This window comes from Streptomyces sp. NPDC001492 (assembly GCF_053597275.1).
Genome location: NZ_JBSFHW010000041.1, coordinates 24,709 through 40,955, shown reverse-complemented (window position 1 = coordinate 40,955; position 16,247 = coordinate 24,709). Strand labels below are relative to the sequence as shown.

Genomic DNA, 16,247 nt, shown 5'->3' with positions numbered 1-16,247 from the left:
GCGACGACCGTCCGGCCGGCCGTTCCTTCGAGCGCCGTGACGAGCGCGGTGGGCACCGCGGCAGCGACCGTCCCTTCAACCGGGACCGTCAGGGCGACCGCCCGGGCTTCCGCTCCGGCGGCCACGAGCGCCCCTACGGCCGCCGTGACGACCACCGCGGCACCACAGGCGGCTCCTCCTCCTTCGGCCGCCGCGAGGACAAGCCGCGCTGGAAGCGCAACGGCTGACACCGGGTGAACTGAGCGAGGGCCCGTACGACTTCGGTCGTACGGGCCCTTCGCATGTCCCGCCGGATGTCCAGGACGCCGGAGGCCCGCGCAAAGGTCTGCGGCGGCCGGGAAGCGGTGCACCAGGCGGTCACCGGCGTCGGCGAGAGCGCCGGTGACGGGAAGAACGGGCTGGTCGCACGGGGCAGCGCGGGGCGCCTTCAGCACAACGGCGGCGGGGGCAATGGTTCCTGCGGCGGGCGGGTGCGGACCGATGGCGCCGGGCAGGCCGGCAGGGGCATTTTTTGGCCATGCTGTGATGCATGTCACGCCTCTGGCGAGGGAATCGCTGGGGGCATGACAGATGACGCCATAGCGAGCGGGAAGTCGGGACCCTCCGACTCGGGGTTGTCCGACGAAGAACGGCTTGCCCAGCTCGGCTACACGCAGGTCCTTGCCCGCCGCATGTCGGCGTTCTCCAACTACGCGGTCTCCTTCACGATCATCTCGGTCCTCTCCGGCTGTCTCACCCTCTATCTGTTCGGCATGAACACGGGCGGCCCCTCGGTGATCACCTGGGGCTGGGTCGCCGTAGGCCTGATGACCTTGTTCGTCGGCCTGTCGATGGCCGAGATCTGTTCGGCGTACCCGACCTCGGCGGGCCTGTACTTCTGGGCCCACCGCCTGGCGCCCCCGCGTTCGGCCGCCGCCTGGGCGTGGTTCACGGGCTGGTTCAACGTGCTGGGCCAGGTGGCCGTGACCGCGGGCATCGACTTCGGCGCCGCGTCCTTCCTGGGCGCGTATCTGAACCTGCAGTTCGACTTCAAGGTCACACCGGGCCGTACCGTCCTGCTCTTCGCGGCGATCCTGCTGCTGCACGGCCTCCTGAACACCTTCGGCGTGAAGATCGTCGCGCTCCTCAACGACATCAGCGTGTGGTGGCACGTGCTCGGCGTCGGCGTCATCGTCGGCGCGCTGGCCTTCGTACCGGACCACCACCAGTCCGCGTCCTTCGTGTTCACGAAGTTCGTGAACAACACGGGCTGGGGCAGCGGTGTGTACGTGGTGCTCCTGGGCCTGCTGATGGCGCAGTACACCTTCACCGGCTACGACGCCTCCGCCCATATGACGGAGGAGACACACGACGCGTCGACGGCCGGCCCGAAGGGCATCGTCCAGTCCATCTGGACATCCTGGATAGCCGGCTTCGTGCTGCTGCTGGGCTTCACCTTCGCCATCCAGTCCTACGACAAGGAGCTCGCCTCGCCCACCGGCGCGCCGCCCGCCCAGATTCTGCTGGACGCCCTGGGCGCCACGGCGGGCAAGCTGCTGCTCCTGGTCGTCATCGGCGCGCAGCTGTTCTGCGGGATGGCCTCGGTGACGGCCAACAGCCGCATGATCTACGCCTTTTCCCGCGACGGCGCGCTGCCCTTCTCGCGCGTGTGGCACACGGTGAGCCCGCGGACCCGGACGCCCGTGGCAGCGGTGTGGCTGGCGGCGGTCGGAGCGCTGCTCCTCGGCCTGCCGTATCTGATCAATGTGACGGCGTACGCGGCGGTGACGTCGATCGCCGTCATCGGCCTGTACATCGCGTACGTCATCCCGACGCTGCTGCGGGTGCGCAAGGGCGACGACTTCGTGCGGGGGCCGTGGCACCTGGGCCGCTGGTCGCGTCCGGTCGGCATCGTCTCGGTGGCCTGGGTGGGCGTGATCACGGTCCTCTTCATGCTGCCCCAGGTCTCACCGGTCACCTGGGAGAGCTTCAACTACGCCCCGGTCGCCGTCCTGGCCGTCCTGGGCTTCGCGGCCGCGTGGTGGGGCGCGTCGGCCCGGCACTGGTTCCTCAACCCGGGCCACGAACGCACGCGCGCCAGGGAGGCGTCCCGCGTGGCGGCCTCCGGGGATGCTTCCGCGGGAGCCCCCGAAAAGGTCGATCCCTGACACTCCGGCCGGATCTTCGCCTCCGGACACGGCCGTGTCCCCGATACCCGATCGGAGACGCGGCCGTGTCCGGCTATGCTCGGGGAGGCAACATCGCCAGGGGCCCTTAGCTCAATTGGCAGAGCAGTGGACTTTTAATCCATTGGTTGTGGGTTCGAGTCCCACAGGGCCTACCGGTGGTGGGGGAGGGAAACAGCCTCTGACCTGCTACGCAGCGCCTGAGTCGGCTTCGGTCGGGTCGGGCGCTGCTTCGTTTTCGGGGCTGTGCGTGAGCGATGCGTGAGCGGATGTGCTCGTGGCCTACGGATCGGCTGGTTGACGGTGAGCGGGCGCGCATAGAGTCGGCGGCACATTGGTGATCTGTCGACGCGGGGGCAAGGGTGGATCGTCGTCCGGCAAAGCTCGTCGTGGACGTGTTGGTCATGTTGGTCGGCGCTCTGTTGGGCATCGCGACCAACTACGCCACCGGCGAGGCGGACCACGTGCCCTGGCCACTGCGGGTACTGCGGGAGTGGTCGGTGCCGCTGGTCGGGGTCGCGCTCGTGCTTCTGGTCGCGGGGCAGGTGTGGCTGCATCTCCTGGAGCGGCCTGCCGCGATCAAGCGGAATTGGAATTCCACGCAGCCGCCGTATCCGGGGCTGGAACCGTTCACCGAGGGCGACGCCGGTGTGTTCTTCGGCCGGGACCGGGAGATCAGGGACCTCGTCGGCAGGCTGCACCCCTCCATGCCGAGTCGTGCCCACCGGTTCGTTGCCGTGATCGGCCCTTCGGGCAGCGGGAAGTCCTCGCTGGTGCTGGCCGGGCTGCTGCCTGCCCTACGCCAGCGGCGCGGGCGTTGGGCGATTGCATCTCCCTGCACACCGGGTGCTGATCCGCTGACCAGTCTGGCATCGAGTCTGGCCGCGGTGGGGAGGGACATGACCGTCGATCAGGTGCGGGCGGAGCTGGCGGGGGGTGCTGAGGGCCTGAGACGGTGTGCGGACCGGGTGCGTTCCGTGCGAGGCGGACGGACTGTGCCGTTGCTGCTTGTGGTCGACCAGTTCGAGGAGCTCTTCACGCTCAGCGGGGAGCGGGAGAGGGAAGTCTTCCTTTCCCTGATCAGGGAGGCGCTCGCTGCGGATCCTCTGCTGTGGGTGGTGGCCACGTTGCGATCGGATTTCCTCACGGCTTTCCTGGAGAACGGGCAGGCCGAGTTGGTGCGGCAACCGACGCTCGTGGGAGTGCTTGGCCGTCCGGAGCTGTTCCAGGTGATCGAGAAACCGGCCGAGTGCGCCGGCCTGGCCTTCGCGCCAATGGTCACCGCTCTGATGGTGGACGAGACCGGCGGTGGCGACGCGCTGCCGCTGCTCGCATACACCCTCCAGGAGCTGTATCTCCGGGTCGGTCCCGGCGGAACCGTGACGGAGGAGGACTACCGACAGCTGGGCGGCGTCGCCGGGACACTCTCCGACCAGGCGGACCGGATCAGCGTGGAGCTGCGGGCGTCGGACGAGGAGGCTCCGGTCCTCGCGACATTGTTGAGGTTCGTCACCCTGGAGCACGGCGAGCCGACCCGTCGCCGTGTCGATCGCGGAGAACTCACGGAGCAGGAAAATGCCGTGGCCGAGGCGTTTGTCGCGGGTCGGCTGCTCACCAGCGCCGATGGGGTCCTGGATGTCGCTCACGAGGCGCTGTTCCGGCAGTGGCCACCACTGCGCCAGGCGGTAGCCGCACGGACGGAGGAGCTTCGCCACCGTACGGAGCTGGAACGTTGGGCTCGGGACTGGGAGCACTCGGGCCGCCAGGAGGCGTATCTCCTGAACGGCGAGCGGCTGCGCGTCGCGCGCCAGTGGGTCGACGAGGCGGACGGTTCTCTGACCGGTGTGCCGCTCGTGGCGGAGTTCCTGGAGTGCTCCGCACGTCTGGACCGAGCGTCCCTGGAGCGCCTCGCCGACGCGGTGGCAGCTCGTGTGGTGGAGATCGCCACGAGTGATCCACAGCTGGCGATCCTCGGGGCTCTCGCCGCGCTTGAGGAATGTGCCCCTACCTCGGCGGCCCAGCAGGCGCTGCACACCGCCTTCAACGCCTCTCGGCTACGGGCTGTTTTCCGCGGTCACGGGGAGGACATCAACGCCGTGGCCTGGTCGCCCGATGGAGCCCGACTGGCGACGGCTTCCGATGACGGCACGATCCGGGTCTGGAACAGCGAGCAGCCCGCTGATCCCGTCGTTCTCGCTCCCGATGGCGGCGGCAGTCGTGTGCAGTCGCTGGCCTGGTCGCCCAACGGAAAGCACGTGGTCGGCGGTTCTCGGGACAGCACCGCCACCATCTGGGACGTCGAGACAGGCGCCGAAGCCGGTGTGCTAACCGGACATGGCGAGGCGATCGAGGGCGTCGCGTGGGCACCGGACGGGGAGCGGCTGGCCACGGCGAGCAGCGACCGGACCGTACGGACCTGGGACGCGATGAACCTTGTGGAGTTGACCCGGTTCACCGGCCATGAACGGCCGGTATGGGATGTGTCGTGGTCTCCCGACGGGCGGAGGGTCGCCAGTGCATCGGACGACGGCACGGTGCGTGTCTGGTCCATGGCCACCGGCCGGGAAGTCGCCGCAGTGGCCGGGCACCGGGCCGGTGTCTCGGCCGTGGCCTGGTCGCCCGACGGACAGTTGCTCGCATCGGTGTCGGAGGACCGAAATGTCTTCGTCTCGGCCGTTGCCGAAGTGGACGCCGATGCCGGGACGGCCGGTACGGGGGCGCTGTTGAAGCAGCTGGACTGCGGGGAGAAGCTGAGCTGCGTCGCATGGTCTCCTGACAGCCGACGCCTCGCTGTGGGCGACGAAGTCCGTACGGCTCGCGTCTGGGACCTGGACACGGGTGAGGCAACACTGCTGTCCGGCCACACCGACAGCGTCAACGGCATCGCCTGGCACGGCTCCCGGATAGCCACTGTCTCCCGGGACAGGACGGTCGCCGTGTGGGATGTAACCGCACCCGGCGGCCAGAGCCGCACCCTGCTCGGCCACAAGGGATCGGTGACGAGTGTCTCGTGGTCTCCCAACGGCACTCGTCTCGCCACAGCCTCCCAGGACGGTACGGCCGTGATCTGGGACGAGGGCCGAGGCGACGCGGTGGGATCACTCAGGCACGCGGGGGACGTGTCCCAGGCGGTGTGGTCGCCCGACAGCTCACGGCTGGCCACGGTGTCACGCGGAGGTGTCGCCACCGTTTGGCAGGTCGGTGACCGGACCGAACTCTTCGCACTCCGCGGTCACGCTGACGAGATCACGAGCGTGTCCTGGTCACCTGACGGCACACGGATCGCCACGACCTCGCGCGATCGCACCGCACGCCTGTGGAACGCGTCCGACGGCGCCGAACTCAAGGTGCTCCAGGGCCGCGACCACTGGCTCGGTGGCGCCGCGTGGTCTCCCGACGGCAGTCATCTCGCCACTTCGCTGACGGACAAGGCACTCTGCGTCTGGGACACCGAGGAAGGAACCGTCGCGGCAACGCTCCACGGACACAGGGACTATGCGTGGAGCATCTCCTGGGCCCCCGACGGACAGCGACTCGCCACAGGCTCGCGGGACAACACCGTACGAATCTGGGACCCCTTGGCGGGCACTGAACTGCGCTTGCTGGCCGGCCACCGGGAGCGGGTCCAGGGAGTCGCTTGGTCCCCCGACGGTGGACGACTCGCGACCGTGTCCTGGGACGGCACCGTCCGGCTGTGGGATCCGGCCGACGGCCGGGAGCTGAAGGTGATCGGAGTCCATGACGATCAGGTCAACGGCCTGGCCTGGCACCCCGACGGCTCGCGGCTGGCCACGGCCTCCCGCGACCGCACGGTCAGAATCTGGGATCCGGCCGCAGACCTCGACGCCCTTCTCGAGGCAGGTCGTTCTCGCGTTTTCCGGCAACTCACCGAGCGCGAACGACGTGGCTTCCTCCTGCCGGACCGGTGAAATCGACTGGGCGGCAACCAACCAGGCACCGCCCAACCAGTGGCTTCGAGTCTCACAGGGCCTACGGGTTGTAGGCGGGGGACACGCCCTCTGACCTGCTACGCAGCGTCCGGGGCGCCTTCGGTCGGCTCGGGCGCTGCTTCGCTTTCGAGCCACTGCGTGAGCGATGCGTGAGCGGATGCGCTCGTGGCCTCGGGGGCCGCTTGGGCGGACGAATCAGCCGGACGCGACCTGGGGATCAGCTTCGCTGCCTTCTCGGCGATTTCACGGTCCAGCTCAGGGAGCAGGCTCGTGTACGTGTCCGAGGTCAGCGTGATGGTGGAGTGCCGCAGGGTTTCCTTCACCGTGTGGATGTCGCCGCCGCCTCCGTGCGTGAGCGTCGCGGCGACGTGGCGTAGGTCCCGGAGGGTGATGGGCGGCAGGTCGGTCGTGGCGAGGATGCGGCGGAAGGTCTCGGAGACCGTCTCGGGGTGGAGCCAGGAGCCGTCCTCCTTGGTGAAGACCTTGCCCGTGTTCTGCCAAGCGGCGTTCCACTTGGCCCGCTCCTTGTCCTGGCGGGCCTTGTGGTCGCGCAGTACGGCGATGTTCATGCTGTCCAGCGCGATCGTGTTGCACTGCCATCCGTCTTCGGCTCGGACTCGTAGAGGTCCCAGCCGTCCACCACGATCTCCTTGGCGGGGGTAATGAGGCCAGCGTCGAGGTCGATCTCGTGCCAGTCCTGGCCGACCGCCTCGCCGCGGCGGAGGCCGCGGGTGCCCATCAGGTGGAAGGCCGCGTACAGACGGTCACCCTCTGCGGCGTCGAGGAAGGTGCCGAACTGCTGTGGGGTCCACACCATGACCGGGCCGGGGATCTCGCCCGTCTCGCGCCAGCGCCGGACCCGCTCTTCTTGCGAGCGACAAGGTGGATAGCGAAGCGCCTGCTCGACCTGGACGATGTCAGCCATGGCGCCCGTGCCCGGGGTGTCGGTGGACGCTGTCTCGTCTGGCTCAGTGTCGGGCCCTGTGGTCTCGCAGATCCAGGCTGCGGTGACGCGGAGGCTGACCCCATCGGCAACTTGTGGCGGAACGCACGGGCCTGTGATGACCTCGCTCGGGCCGAGTTGGCGTCCTCAACTCATCAACGGCCAAGACATGGGCGGCAGCGCGAGGCCATGCGGCGACGGTTGATTCGCTGGAGGCCCACCGCTGGACGGTCACTGCAAGTAAGGTGCTCTGGACACAAAGCAGAGATCGCGGGGCGTGGGAATGAGTAAGACCGTACGGCTGGAGTTGATGGGGCTTTCGGACTCCGATGAGGACGAACTCCTCAGCTTTAGCAGCCAACTGCGTCGCTCTCTCCTCGAACTGGATGTGGCAGACGCACAGTTGGCGCGCTCTCCCGTTGGTGTCGCGGCAGGGGCGAAGAGCGGTGAACTGATCGCTGCCGGAACGGTTGTTGTCACCGCCGCCCCCTTCGTCCTGCGTCAAGTGCTCAACCTCGCCGGGATTTGGCTGCAGAACCGTCCGGTTCGCGGCATCAAGGTGGAGTTGGACGGCCGCACCATCGAGTTGAGCGACGCTTCGGATATTGAGCGGGAACGGTTGATCGACGCCTTCGTGGCACAGGGCGGGGCGCCTGAGGAAGATGAGACGGGCCCTGTGCAACCGCAGTCCTCCACCTCGTGACTGCCCCGGCATTGGGCGAAGGCCACCGCAGGGCCTTGCTCATCGGCACCGGAACATACGACCGCCCTGAACTCTCCAAGCTGCTGTCTCCAGAGGCGGACTGCGCTGGATTGACCGAGGTCCTGCGCGATCCGGAGATTGGTCAGTTCGAGGTCCAAACACTGGTCGATGCCGACCGGCCCACGCTGGAGCGGGCGATCGAGGAGTTCTTCCTCACTGCCCGACGGGATGACGTCTGTCTGCTCTACTTCTCGTGCCACGGGGTCAGGAACCGAAGCGACAAGCTTTACTTCGCCGTTCGGAACACCGATCCAGAGCGCCCAGCGCACTCGGCGATCTCCGCGAGTTTCGTCCACGACATGATGGACGAGTGCCGTGCCCGCAGCGTTGTTGTCGTGGTGGACTGCTGCTACAGCGGATTGTTCATTCCGGGCGCCAAGGGGAGCGAATCGGCAGGCTTCGAGGAGGTACTCGCTGCCGGCCACGGCCGTGTCATCATCACGGCCGGCACCCGGATGCAGCGAGCCTGGGAAGGGGATCACTCCGACGCGGAGACACCCGCACTCTCGCGCTTTACCTCAGCGATTGTCGAAGGCTTGCGCAGTGGTGACGCCGATCTCAATGGCGATGGTTTTGTCACCCTTCAGGAATTGTTCAAGTACACCTCTGAGCGGCTCCACCTGGAGGGGGTCGAACAGACGCCGCGGATGGGCGGCGAGATTCAGTACGACATAGCGCTGGCCAGGGTGAAGAAGAAGCGTCGGCAGCGGTCTTCTCGTACTGCCAAGACGACGCCGAGCGGCCGGGCTGCCAGCACGTCCCCGATCCGTCGCGTTGAAGTGCCCTGGCGGATCTCGGCCGCTTCCGGCTCCGCTCGTCAGCCGGTCCTTTCCGGCGGCACCTTGGTAGTACACGAAAAGTACAGCTTGCATGTGTTCGACGCCGAGTCCCGCCGCCGATACCCCCTGATTCAGACGAACTACCCCGGCGGCGCCGTCTTCCACAGTGGCACTGCCTACTTTCCAGGCCCAGGGAGCTTGCTGCGGACCGTCGATCTGCGAACGGGGAAACCTCGGCGGTCTGCCCGGCTGCAGGTCTGCGACGGCCTTCTGAGCGTCTCTGGAGAAACTCTGTACGCAACGAGTCCGGACGGCTTCCTGCACTCAATCGATGTCCGGTCCGAAGGCGTTCGCTGGTCACAAGTGTTGGGGCAACCAGCTGTCTGTCCTCCTGAAGTGGCCGCAGGCAGGGTGATCGTCATCACCGAGGAGCCCCGGCCTCCGGGTGACGCTACGGACCTGGCGGAGAAGCGCGTCCAGGCATTCCTGGAAGTCACAGGCCAACCAATCTGGTCTTACCGGGCCGAAGGGCCGCTTTCCGGAGAAGGGGCTGTCACCGACTCCGGCATCTACTTGGTGCAACGGGTCGATCTCTCTCGCCAGAGCATCGTGGCCGTCGACCCGGCTACCGGTGAACCGCTGTGGCGGTTCGAGGCAGCAGCCGACCTAGCTGTCGCTCCGGCTGCGTTGGGCGGGTTGGTGGTGTTCGGTGACGTGGAGAACCGGCTTGTGGCCCTAGATGCAAAGAGTGGTGCCCAGCTATGGGATCGGAAGACCAAAGGGCGTGTTCTCACCCGGCCGTTCGCGGTAGGCGACACTCTCTTCACTGCTGACCGTGCGGCGACGCTGACAGCTTGGAAACTCCCCGTCGGCCGAAAGCTCCGCTCTTACGACGTGCTTCTGAGCTCTGACCGCCAAGGGGCCCCGGCCTGTACCAATGACTGGCTGTACATGACGGACTCCCACGGGGATTTGCATGCCTTGCCTACGAATCTTCATGCGTGAGCGGACGGGGCGACACACCACGTTCCGCTGCGACCGGATCCGGCTGACCGACGACGCCATCGGGGCCGGCGCCACCACCCGGGTGCGCGTCGACATCACCAACACGGGACAGCGGGCCGGCACGGAGGTGGCGCAGCTGTGCGTGACGGACCACCAGACGTCGGTGTCGCTGCCGTACCTCCGGCTGCGCGGTGTGCGAAGGGTCCATGGGGAGCCAGGCAGCGGGTCACCGTCTCCTTCGGCGTCACGCCGAGCCGGGACCTCACGCTGGTGGACGGTGAACTGCGCATGGTCGTCGAGCCGGGCACGTTCGGGATCAAGGTCGGGCGCACCTCGGCGGCCCCTCCGACCACGGGCGACTCTCCGGGTCGTCTGACGCCGGCCGCGGGGTTTTCGCCGCGAGAACACATGCGAGATCACGACACCTGGCGCGCTGCCGTCCGTTTTGGGGTATTTACCACTAATCTCCGGTGGCAACAAGGAGTTGATCTGTCACAGGTCGCATCCACTTCGCTCCACCGGAGATGACATGCACAAGCTTCGCAAGGCCGCCGTCCTGGTCGCCGCCCTCGGGACTGTCGGGCTTCTGAGCGCCGGCGGCGCCCACGCCGACGGTGGCGTCGGTGTCCAGCAGAGCACCACCTGCAGGTCGCACGACCTGAACATCAGCGTCCTCGGTGAGGTCGGCCTCATCAACGGCCTGTTGGGCAACGCGCTCAACGGCGAGGGCAACACGGGGGCGCAGAGCACCACCGAGGGTTCGGACATGGGCTGCAGCAACGCCTTCGGCAAGTAAGCCGCGGCCGGCTGCTGCCGGATGAACGGCCTGCTGGGTGAGCGCCCAGCAGGCCGTGGCCGTTCACCGTGGCCTGCTGGGCGGGGGTTCGTTACTTGGCTGCCGGCGGAGTGACGTTCCCGAGGCTGAAGTCACTCCCCGTCGTGAAGGCGGGGGCTGCGTCCGGGCTGCCGTGGCGCCCGCTGTGGCTGTCGTCGTCGTAGGCCACGGCGTTGGACTGGGAGTTGGCGACGGCGGTGACCCCCTCGTCCTCGTGGCCGTGGTCGTGGGCGAAGCTGACACCGGCGCCGAAGGCGGACAGGCCCGCGATCGCTGCGGCTACGACGGCAACGCGCTGGAACTTGCGCATGGTTAGACCCTTTCTTACCCGGGCGCGACGCCCTGGCTGACTACGTATTGTGACAATATATGCACTGATAGTAGTCATTTGGGATCTTGCGGTTGTCCGCGCGCCGTGTCGTTTTTTCGTACGGTCCTCAGCCGCGGCGCGGCCGCCCCACCATCGGTGCGGACATGGACAGGCCCACGAGATCGGTCCACACGGCGTCGCCGACACCGTCGAGGGTCTGTTTCGCGGTGCGTTCCGCGGCGGTGAGGATGCCGAGGCCGGCCCGGATCTCGTAGGGCAGGTGGTCGAGGGCGAGGCGGCGGCCGACGTAGTCCATGACGGAGCCGGCCTGCTTGATGTCCGGGTCGTTGGTGAGGCCGGAGGGTTCGAAGCGGGTCCCGACGTAGTCCGCCACGAGGATGTCGAGCGGGACGCCGTGCTGCAGCCCCCGGGTGACGGTCGAGGAGAAGGCGTCCATCATGCCCGCGAGTGTGGAGCCCTGCTTGGCCATGCGGACCATCACCCCGGCCACGCGGCCGTCGGGCGCGTGCGCGACGGTGAGGTACCCCTTGCCCTCGCCGACGCTGAATGACCGGGTCGTCGACCGCATACGCCTCGCGGGGCGCGGTACGGCGGGCCGGGCCGCCGCCCGCGTCTCGCCTGCCGCCCGTGTCGTACGGTCCCCGAATCGCTCCGTCATGAACGCCCTCACTCGTCGTCGCTCTGCGCTGTCCCGGACCTGCGTGGCTCAATTCCGGCGGGTTACGCCCTTGTACACAATCTGTGGGCACCAACTCGCCGTCGGCCACAACATGTTGGGGTTGAAGATAGGGGTGAGAGGGCGGAGAAGCGGTTGTGGCGCGCCGGAAGAGGGCGCGGCCCGCAGTAAGTTGGGCCGATGTCCACGGTGCCGGTGATCCTGTTGCTGTCCGGGAGTCTGCGGGTGGGCTCCACCAACGAGGCCGTGTTGCGCACCGCGCGGGCCGTGGCGCCGTCGGTGCCGGTGCGGGCCGTGCTCTACGACGGTCTGGCGGGCCTTCCGCACTTCAACCCCGATGACGACGTGGACCCGTTGCCGGAGGCGGTGGCCGGGCTGCGGGCGGCGATCGAGGGGGCGGCCGGGGTGCTGGTCTGCACTCCGGAGTACGCGGGGACCCTGCCGGGGGCGTTCAAGAACCTGCTCGACTGGACGGTCGGCGGCACCGAGATCTGCGACAAGCCGGTGGCCTCCGCGCCCCGGCCGCGCCGGGGCGTGGCCGGGGCGCGGAGGCCACGCTGCGGACGGTGCTCGGCTACACCGGCGCCGACATCGTGGAGCCGGCCTGCGTGCGGATCCCGGTGACTCGGGAGGCGGTCGGCGCGGACGGGGTCGCCGCCGATCCGGAGGTGCGCCACCAACTCGCCGAGGTGCTGCGGCTGTTGACGGCTCGGGCGGCCGGGGCTGCGTAGGGCGACGGGAGCGCGGCCGTCATTGGCCCGAACCGGCCTGAACCGACCCGAGCCGGGCCGGGTCAGCCCGCGCTCAGCTCCGCGAGCGGCAGCGTGTGCTGGGTCTGGAGGACCTTCGCACGCAGGTAGCGGACGTTGTGGGCGGTGGTGAAGACGCCCGTGGGGACGCGGTCGTGGACATCGATGCCCAGATCGCGGAGCTGACCGGCCTTGTCGGGGTTGTTGGACAGCAGGTCCAGGCTGTCGATGCCCAGGGCCCCCAGCATCTGCGCCGCCGCCGTGTAGTCGCGGTCGTCCTCGGGCAGCCCCAGGGCCGCGTTCGCCTCGTACGTGTCGAGGCCCTGGTCCTGGAGGGCGTAGGCGTCCAGCTTGTTGTACAGGCCGATGCCGCGCCCCTCCTGGCGCAGGTAGAGCAGCACACCGCCGCGGTCCGCGATCCGCTCGACCGCCTCCCGCAGCTGCGGACCGCAGTCGCAGCGGGCCGAGCCGAACACGTCGCCGGTCAGGCACTCGGAATGCAGGCGGACCAGCGGCGTTGTACCGGGAGCCGGGTCGCCCAGGACGACGGCCACGTGCTCCTGGCCGTCGGCCAGACCGTGGAAGGTGACCAGTTCGGCGTCGACGCTGTAGCCGTCCTGGAAGCGCAGCGGGACCCGGACGCGGGAGCGCGGGGTGGCGGCGGGGAAGTCGGGCATGCGGGTCTCCGGTGTCGTCCATATCTGCTTCAGTTTTGAAGCAGCTGCATGGTCGGGAACCCTACCCCATGCTTTAAATTTGAAGCAACAGCTTTTCGGGATACGTCGGGTTTCCGGGCCGTCTCAGGAACACGGACCGGAGGAGCGGCGGCGCCAGGGAACCTCATCCGAGGTCGGGCGCTCCTCCTCCCGCTCCAGCGCCTGCACCACTCCCGAGAAGATCTCCTCCACCTGCTCGACCTGCTGCGGGGTCAGCTGGTCGAAGAGCAGCGAACGCACGGTCTCCACATGTCCGGGCGCCGTCCGCTCCAGCACGGCCATCCCCTCGTCGGTGAGCATGGCGAAGCTGCTGCGCTTGTCCCACTGGCAGTCCTCGCGCCGGATCAGACCGTCCTTCTCCAGCCGGGTCACGGCATACGTCAGCCGGCTGCGTGTGATCTTCGCCCGCTCCGCGAGATCGGTCATGCGCAGCCTGCCGTCGGGCGCCTCGGAGAGGTTGGCCAGGATGGAGTAGTACAGATGCGGCATGCCGGCGTCCTGCTGGAGCTGCCGGTCGATGGCGTCCTCCAGGAGGTGCGTCGCCGCGATGTACGCGCGCCAGGCGCGCTGCTCCTTCTCCGTGAGCCAGCGAGTCGTCATGTGACCAGTGTAGGTTTGTTTCAAACTTTAACCAAGCGTCCCGATCGCAGCCGTCGTCCCAGCCCGTCCGCCGCCGAGAGTGAGAACGTCCGATGCCGTACCCGTACGTCCTGCTGTCCGCCGCCGTCTCCCTCGACGGCTACCTCGACGACACCGGCCCCGAGCGCCTCCTGCTCTCCAGCCCGGCGGACTTCGACCGCGTGGACGAGGTCCGTGCCTCCGTCGACGCGATCCTCGTCGGCGCCGGCACGATCCGCGCCGACAACCCCCGTCTGCTGGTCAACTCGCCCGAGCGCCGTGCCGCCCGCGTGGCCGCCGGACAGCCGGAGTACCCGCTCAAGGTCACGGTCAGCGGCTCCGGCGACCTGGACCCGGACGCCCATTTCTGGCACACGGGCGGCGAAAAGCTCGTCTTCACGACCGACAAGGGCGCCGAGCGCGCCCGCGCCCTGGGCATCGCCGCCGACGTCGTCCCGCTCGGCGCCGACCTCGACTGGCGCCGCCTCCTGGAGCATCTGCACGCGGTACGCGGTGTGCGGCGCCTGATGGTCGAGGGCGGCGGCACGATCCACACCCAGCTCCTCCAGCAGGGCCTCGCCGACGAACTCCAGCTGGTCCTGGCCCCCCTCTTCGTGGGCGACCCGGACGCGCCCCGCCTCTTCGGCCCCGGCGCCTACCAGTCCGGCCGCCTGCGCCTCACGGAAACCCGCCGTATCGAGGACGTGGTCCTCATGCGCTACGAGCCCACGGCCCCCGGCACCGGCCCGCTCCCCACCGCCGCCGACCACCACTGGCTGGCCCTCGCCTGCGAGCTTGCGGCCGAGTGCCCGCCCTCGCGCACGGCCTTCAGCGTCGGCGCGGTGATCGTCGCCGCCGACGGCACGGAACTCGCCCGCGGTCACTCCCGCGAGGGAGACGACCCGGTCGTCCACGCCGAGGAGGCGGCCCTGGCCAAGCTGGACCCGGCCGACCCGAGGCTGGCGACGGCGACGGTCTACAGCAGCCTGGAACCCTGCGCCCACCGCGCCTCCCGCCCCAAGCCCTGCGCACGGCTGATCCTCGACGCGGGGGTACGCCGGGTGGTCACGGCCTGGCGCGAGCCGGACACGTTCGTCGCGGGGGCGGACGGGAGCGGGCTGCTGGCGGGGCGGGGGGTCGAGGTGGTCGTACTGGAGGAGCACGCGGGGCGGGCAAAGGCGCCGAACGATCATTTGTTGGGGTGACATTTCGCCGCCGGTCGGCATCTTCCAGCCCGTCCGGCGTGTGAGGACGAGGCCGTTCAGGCCGCAGAGCGGGGGTCTGGGGGCGGCAGCCCCCAGCACCGCCCGCCACAACCACCGCGCACCGGCCGATCGGCCCAACAGATCCTGCGCCCGACCTCCGGGAGGGCGACCCTGACCGTACCGGCCGGAGGCGATCGCGGAGGTAGAGCCAGTGAGGTCAGTTCCCAGACGTGCGGCGGCAGTTCTCCTCGTCCTCCTGCTGACGGCGCTCGTCGCCTCCTGCGGCACCGACCCGGGCACCCGCACCATGGCGAGGGCGCTGCCCCCGGGCACATCGTTCACCCACCCCGGTGTCCTCGTCAGCCAGGCCCAGCTGGACGTCGTACGCAAGAACGTCATCGCGGGCAAGCAGCCCTGGCTCCAGGCGTTCCTCGACATGCGGGACAGCAAGTACGGCTCGTACAAGTACACGGCCCAGCCGACCGCGGTCGTCAACTGTCCCTGGGGCGGCAAGGGCGCGAAGGGCTGTCTGGAGGAGCGGCAGGACGCCATCGCCGCCTACACGCAGGCCCTCCTGTACAGCGTCACCGGCGAGCGACAGCACGCCCTCAAGGCGCGGGAGATCATGGACGCCTGGTCGGCGCAGCTGAAGCGGCACACGGCGCAGGACGCCCAGCTGCAGTCCTCCTGGGCCGGGTCGACCTGGGCGCGGGCCGCGGAGATCGTCCGGTACGCACCGGGCGCCGGCTGGCCCGCCGACCGCGTACGGCGGTTCGCGGCCATGCTGCGCACCGCCTACCTTCCCGAGGTCACCAGGGACCTCCCCGACTACAACGGCAACTGGGACCTCGCGATGACCGACGCCGCCATCGGGATCGCCGTCTTCACCGACGACCACAAGACCTTCGACGCCGCCGTCAAACGCTTCCGCGGCCTGGTGCCCGACTACTTCTACCTGCGCAAGGACGGCAAGATCCCGCTCACCCCGGCCGGCTCCGACGCCAACACCGTGCAGAAGCTGGAGACGTACTGGTTCAAGGAGACGAAGTTCGAGGACGGGATCGCGCAGGAGACCTGCCGCAACTTCAAGCACGTCGGCTACTCCCTCGCCGCCACCGCGCACATCGCCGAGACCGCCTGGCACCAGGGCGTGGACCTGTACGACGACGTCAAGGACCGGCTGAAGGCGGCCCTCGACTTCCACGCCCGCTACGAGATGGGGGAGAAGCCCCCGCGGTGGCTGTGCGGCGGCAGGGTCGTCGGGAACATGGGTCCCGACCTGGAGGTCGTCCTCAACCATCTGGAGAACCGGCTCGGCACCCCCGTCCCGGCCGCCCACAAGCTGGTCGAGCAGACCCGCCCGGCCGGCACCGACGACCTCTTCGTCTCCTGGGAGACGCTCACCCACGCGGACAACCCGGCCGCCTGACGCAGGCCCCGCGCACCCCAAAAAACACAGGTGAACCAGGGCGGACGTAAACCCTGGCGCAGACAGCCCCGCGGATGGCGTAT

13 protein-coding genes, 1 tRNA gene and 2 pseudogenes are annotated in these 16,247 nt (G+C 68.8%); 11 read left to right on the top strand and 5 right to left on the bottom strand.

Annotated elements, in window-relative coordinates; all coding sequences use genetic code 11:
• The 4 genes and pseudogenes from ACWC1K_RS38165 to ACWC1K_RS38150 all read left to right on the top strand — a co-directional run.
• Positions 1 to 227: pseudogene (locus ACWC1K_RS38165) on the top strand (DEAD/DEAH box helicase); the annotation flags it as partial.
• A 336-nt stretch (positions 228 to 563) separates the two neighbouring features.
• Positions 564 to 2,147: an amino acid permease gene (locus ACWC1K_RS38160; RefSeq protein ID WP_450837505.1), complete on the top strand. Its 1,584-nt coding sequence runs from the start codon at positions 564 to 566 to the stop codon at positions 2,145 to 2,147.
• A 100-nt stretch (positions 2,148 to 2,247) separates the two neighbouring features.
• Positions 2,248 to 2,320 (top strand) — tRNA-Lys (locus ACWC1K_RS38155).
• A gap of 249 nt (positions 2,321 to 2,569) precedes the next feature.
• Positions 2,570 to 6,094: an NACHT and WD repeat domain-containing protein gene (locus ACWC1K_RS38150; protein WP_450837504.1), complete on the top strand. Its 3,525-nt coding sequence runs from the start codon at positions 2,570 to 2,572 to the stop codon at positions 6,092 to 6,094.
• 98 nt (positions 6,095 to 6,192) lie between these two features.
• Here ACWC1K_RS38150 and ACWC1K_RS38145 read toward each other — a convergent pair.
• Positions 6,193 to 6,983: pseudogene (locus ACWC1K_RS38145) on the bottom strand (site-specific integrase); the annotation flags it as partial.
• Between the two features lie 358 nt (positions 6,984 to 7,341).
• Here ACWC1K_RS38145 and ACWC1K_RS38140 point away from each other — a divergent pair.
• The 3 genes from ACWC1K_RS38140 (at position 7,342) to ACWC1K_RS38130 (ending at position 10,401) form a co-directional block, all read left to right on the top strand.
• Positions 7,342 to 7,761, top strand: a complete 420-nt coding sequence (locus ACWC1K_RS38140) for a hypothetical protein (protein WP_450837502.1) — start codon at positions 7,342 to 7,344, stop codon at positions 7,759 to 7,761.
• Positions 7,762 to 7,796: 35 nt separating this feature from the next.
• The gene (locus ACWC1K_RS38135; RefSeq protein WP_450837501.1) at positions 7,797 to 9,605 is read left to right on the top strand and encodes a caspase, EACC1-associated type; all 1,809 of its coding nucleotides are present in this window, start codon (positions 7,797 to 7,799) and stop codon (positions 9,603 to 9,605) included.
• A 529-nt stretch (positions 9,606 to 10,134) separates the two neighbouring features.
• On the top strand, positions 10,135 to 10,401 hold the full coding sequence (locus ACWC1K_RS38130) for a hypothetical protein (RefSeq protein ID WP_450837500.1): 267 nt from the start codon (positions 10,135 to 10,137) through the stop codon (positions 10,399 to 10,401).
• A gap of 91 nt (positions 10,402 to 10,492) precedes the next feature.
• Here the strand turns inward: ACWC1K_RS38130 and ACWC1K_RS38125 are convergent, their stop codons facing one another.
• Both ACWC1K_RS38125 and ACWC1K_RS38120 read right to left on the bottom strand, forming a co-directional pair.
• A complete protein-coding gene (locus tag ACWC1K_RS38125) occupies positions 10,493 to 10,750 on the bottom strand; it encodes a hypothetical protein (protein WP_450837498.1) in 258 nt (85 codons plus the stop codon).
• Between the two features lie 127 nt (positions 10,751 to 10,877).
• Entirely contained in the window at positions 10,878 to 11,429 is a 552-nt protein-coding gene (locus ACWC1K_RS38120; RefSeq protein WP_450837496.1) for a TSCPD domain-containing protein, read from the bottom strand.
• Between the two features lie 198 nt (positions 11,430 to 11,627).
• Between ACWC1K_RS38120 and ACWC1K_RS38115 the strand changes: the two genes are divergently transcribed.
• On the top strand, positions 11,628 to 12,071 hold the full coding sequence (locus ACWC1K_RS38115) for an NADPH-dependent FMN reductase (protein ID WP_450837495.1): 444 nt from the start codon (positions 11,628 to 11,630) through the stop codon (positions 12,069 to 12,071).
• Positions 12,056 to 12,178 (top strand): hypothetical protein, encoded by a 123-nt coding sequence (locus ACWC1K_RS38110; RefSeq protein WP_450837494.1) that lies wholly within the window; start codon positions 12,056 to 12,058, stop codon positions 12,176 to 12,178. The genes ACWC1K_RS38115 and ACWC1K_RS38110 overlap by 16 nt, the downstream gene beginning before the upstream one ends.
• 62 nt (positions 12,179 to 12,240) lie before the next feature.
• On the opposite strand, the gene ACWC1K_RS38105 is transcribed toward ACWC1K_RS38110, so the two are convergent.
• Positions 12,241 to 12,873 (bottom strand): GTP cyclohydrolase II, encoded by a 633-nt coding sequence (locus ACWC1K_RS38105; RefSeq protein ID WP_450837492.1) that lies wholly within the window; start codon positions 12,871 to 12,873, stop codon positions 12,241 to 12,243.
• Between the two features lie 123 nt (positions 12,874 to 12,996).
• Complete coding sequence (locus ACWC1K_RS38100) at positions 12,997 to 13,512, bottom strand: MarR family winged helix-turn-helix transcriptional regulator (RefSeq protein ID WP_450837491.1); 516 nt, start codon at positions 13,510 to 13,512, stop codon at positions 12,997 to 12,999.
• Positions 13,513 to 13,604: 92 nt separating this feature from the next.
• Here ACWC1K_RS38100 and ACWC1K_RS38095 point away from each other — a divergent pair, with 92 nt between their 5' ends.
• A complete protein-coding gene (locus ACWC1K_RS38095) occupies positions 13,605 to 14,735 on the top strand; it encodes a dihydrofolate reductase family protein (RefSeq protein ID WP_450837490.1) in 1,131 nt (376 codons plus the stop codon).
• A 307-nt stretch (positions 14,736 to 15,042) separates the two neighbouring features.
• Positions 15,043 to 16,164 (top strand): alginate lyase family protein, encoded by a 1,122-nt coding sequence (locus tag ACWC1K_RS38090; protein ID WP_450837566.1) that lies wholly within the window; start codon positions 15,043 to 15,045, stop codon positions 16,162 to 16,164.
• Positions 16,165 to 16,247 lie beyond the last annotated feature (83 nt).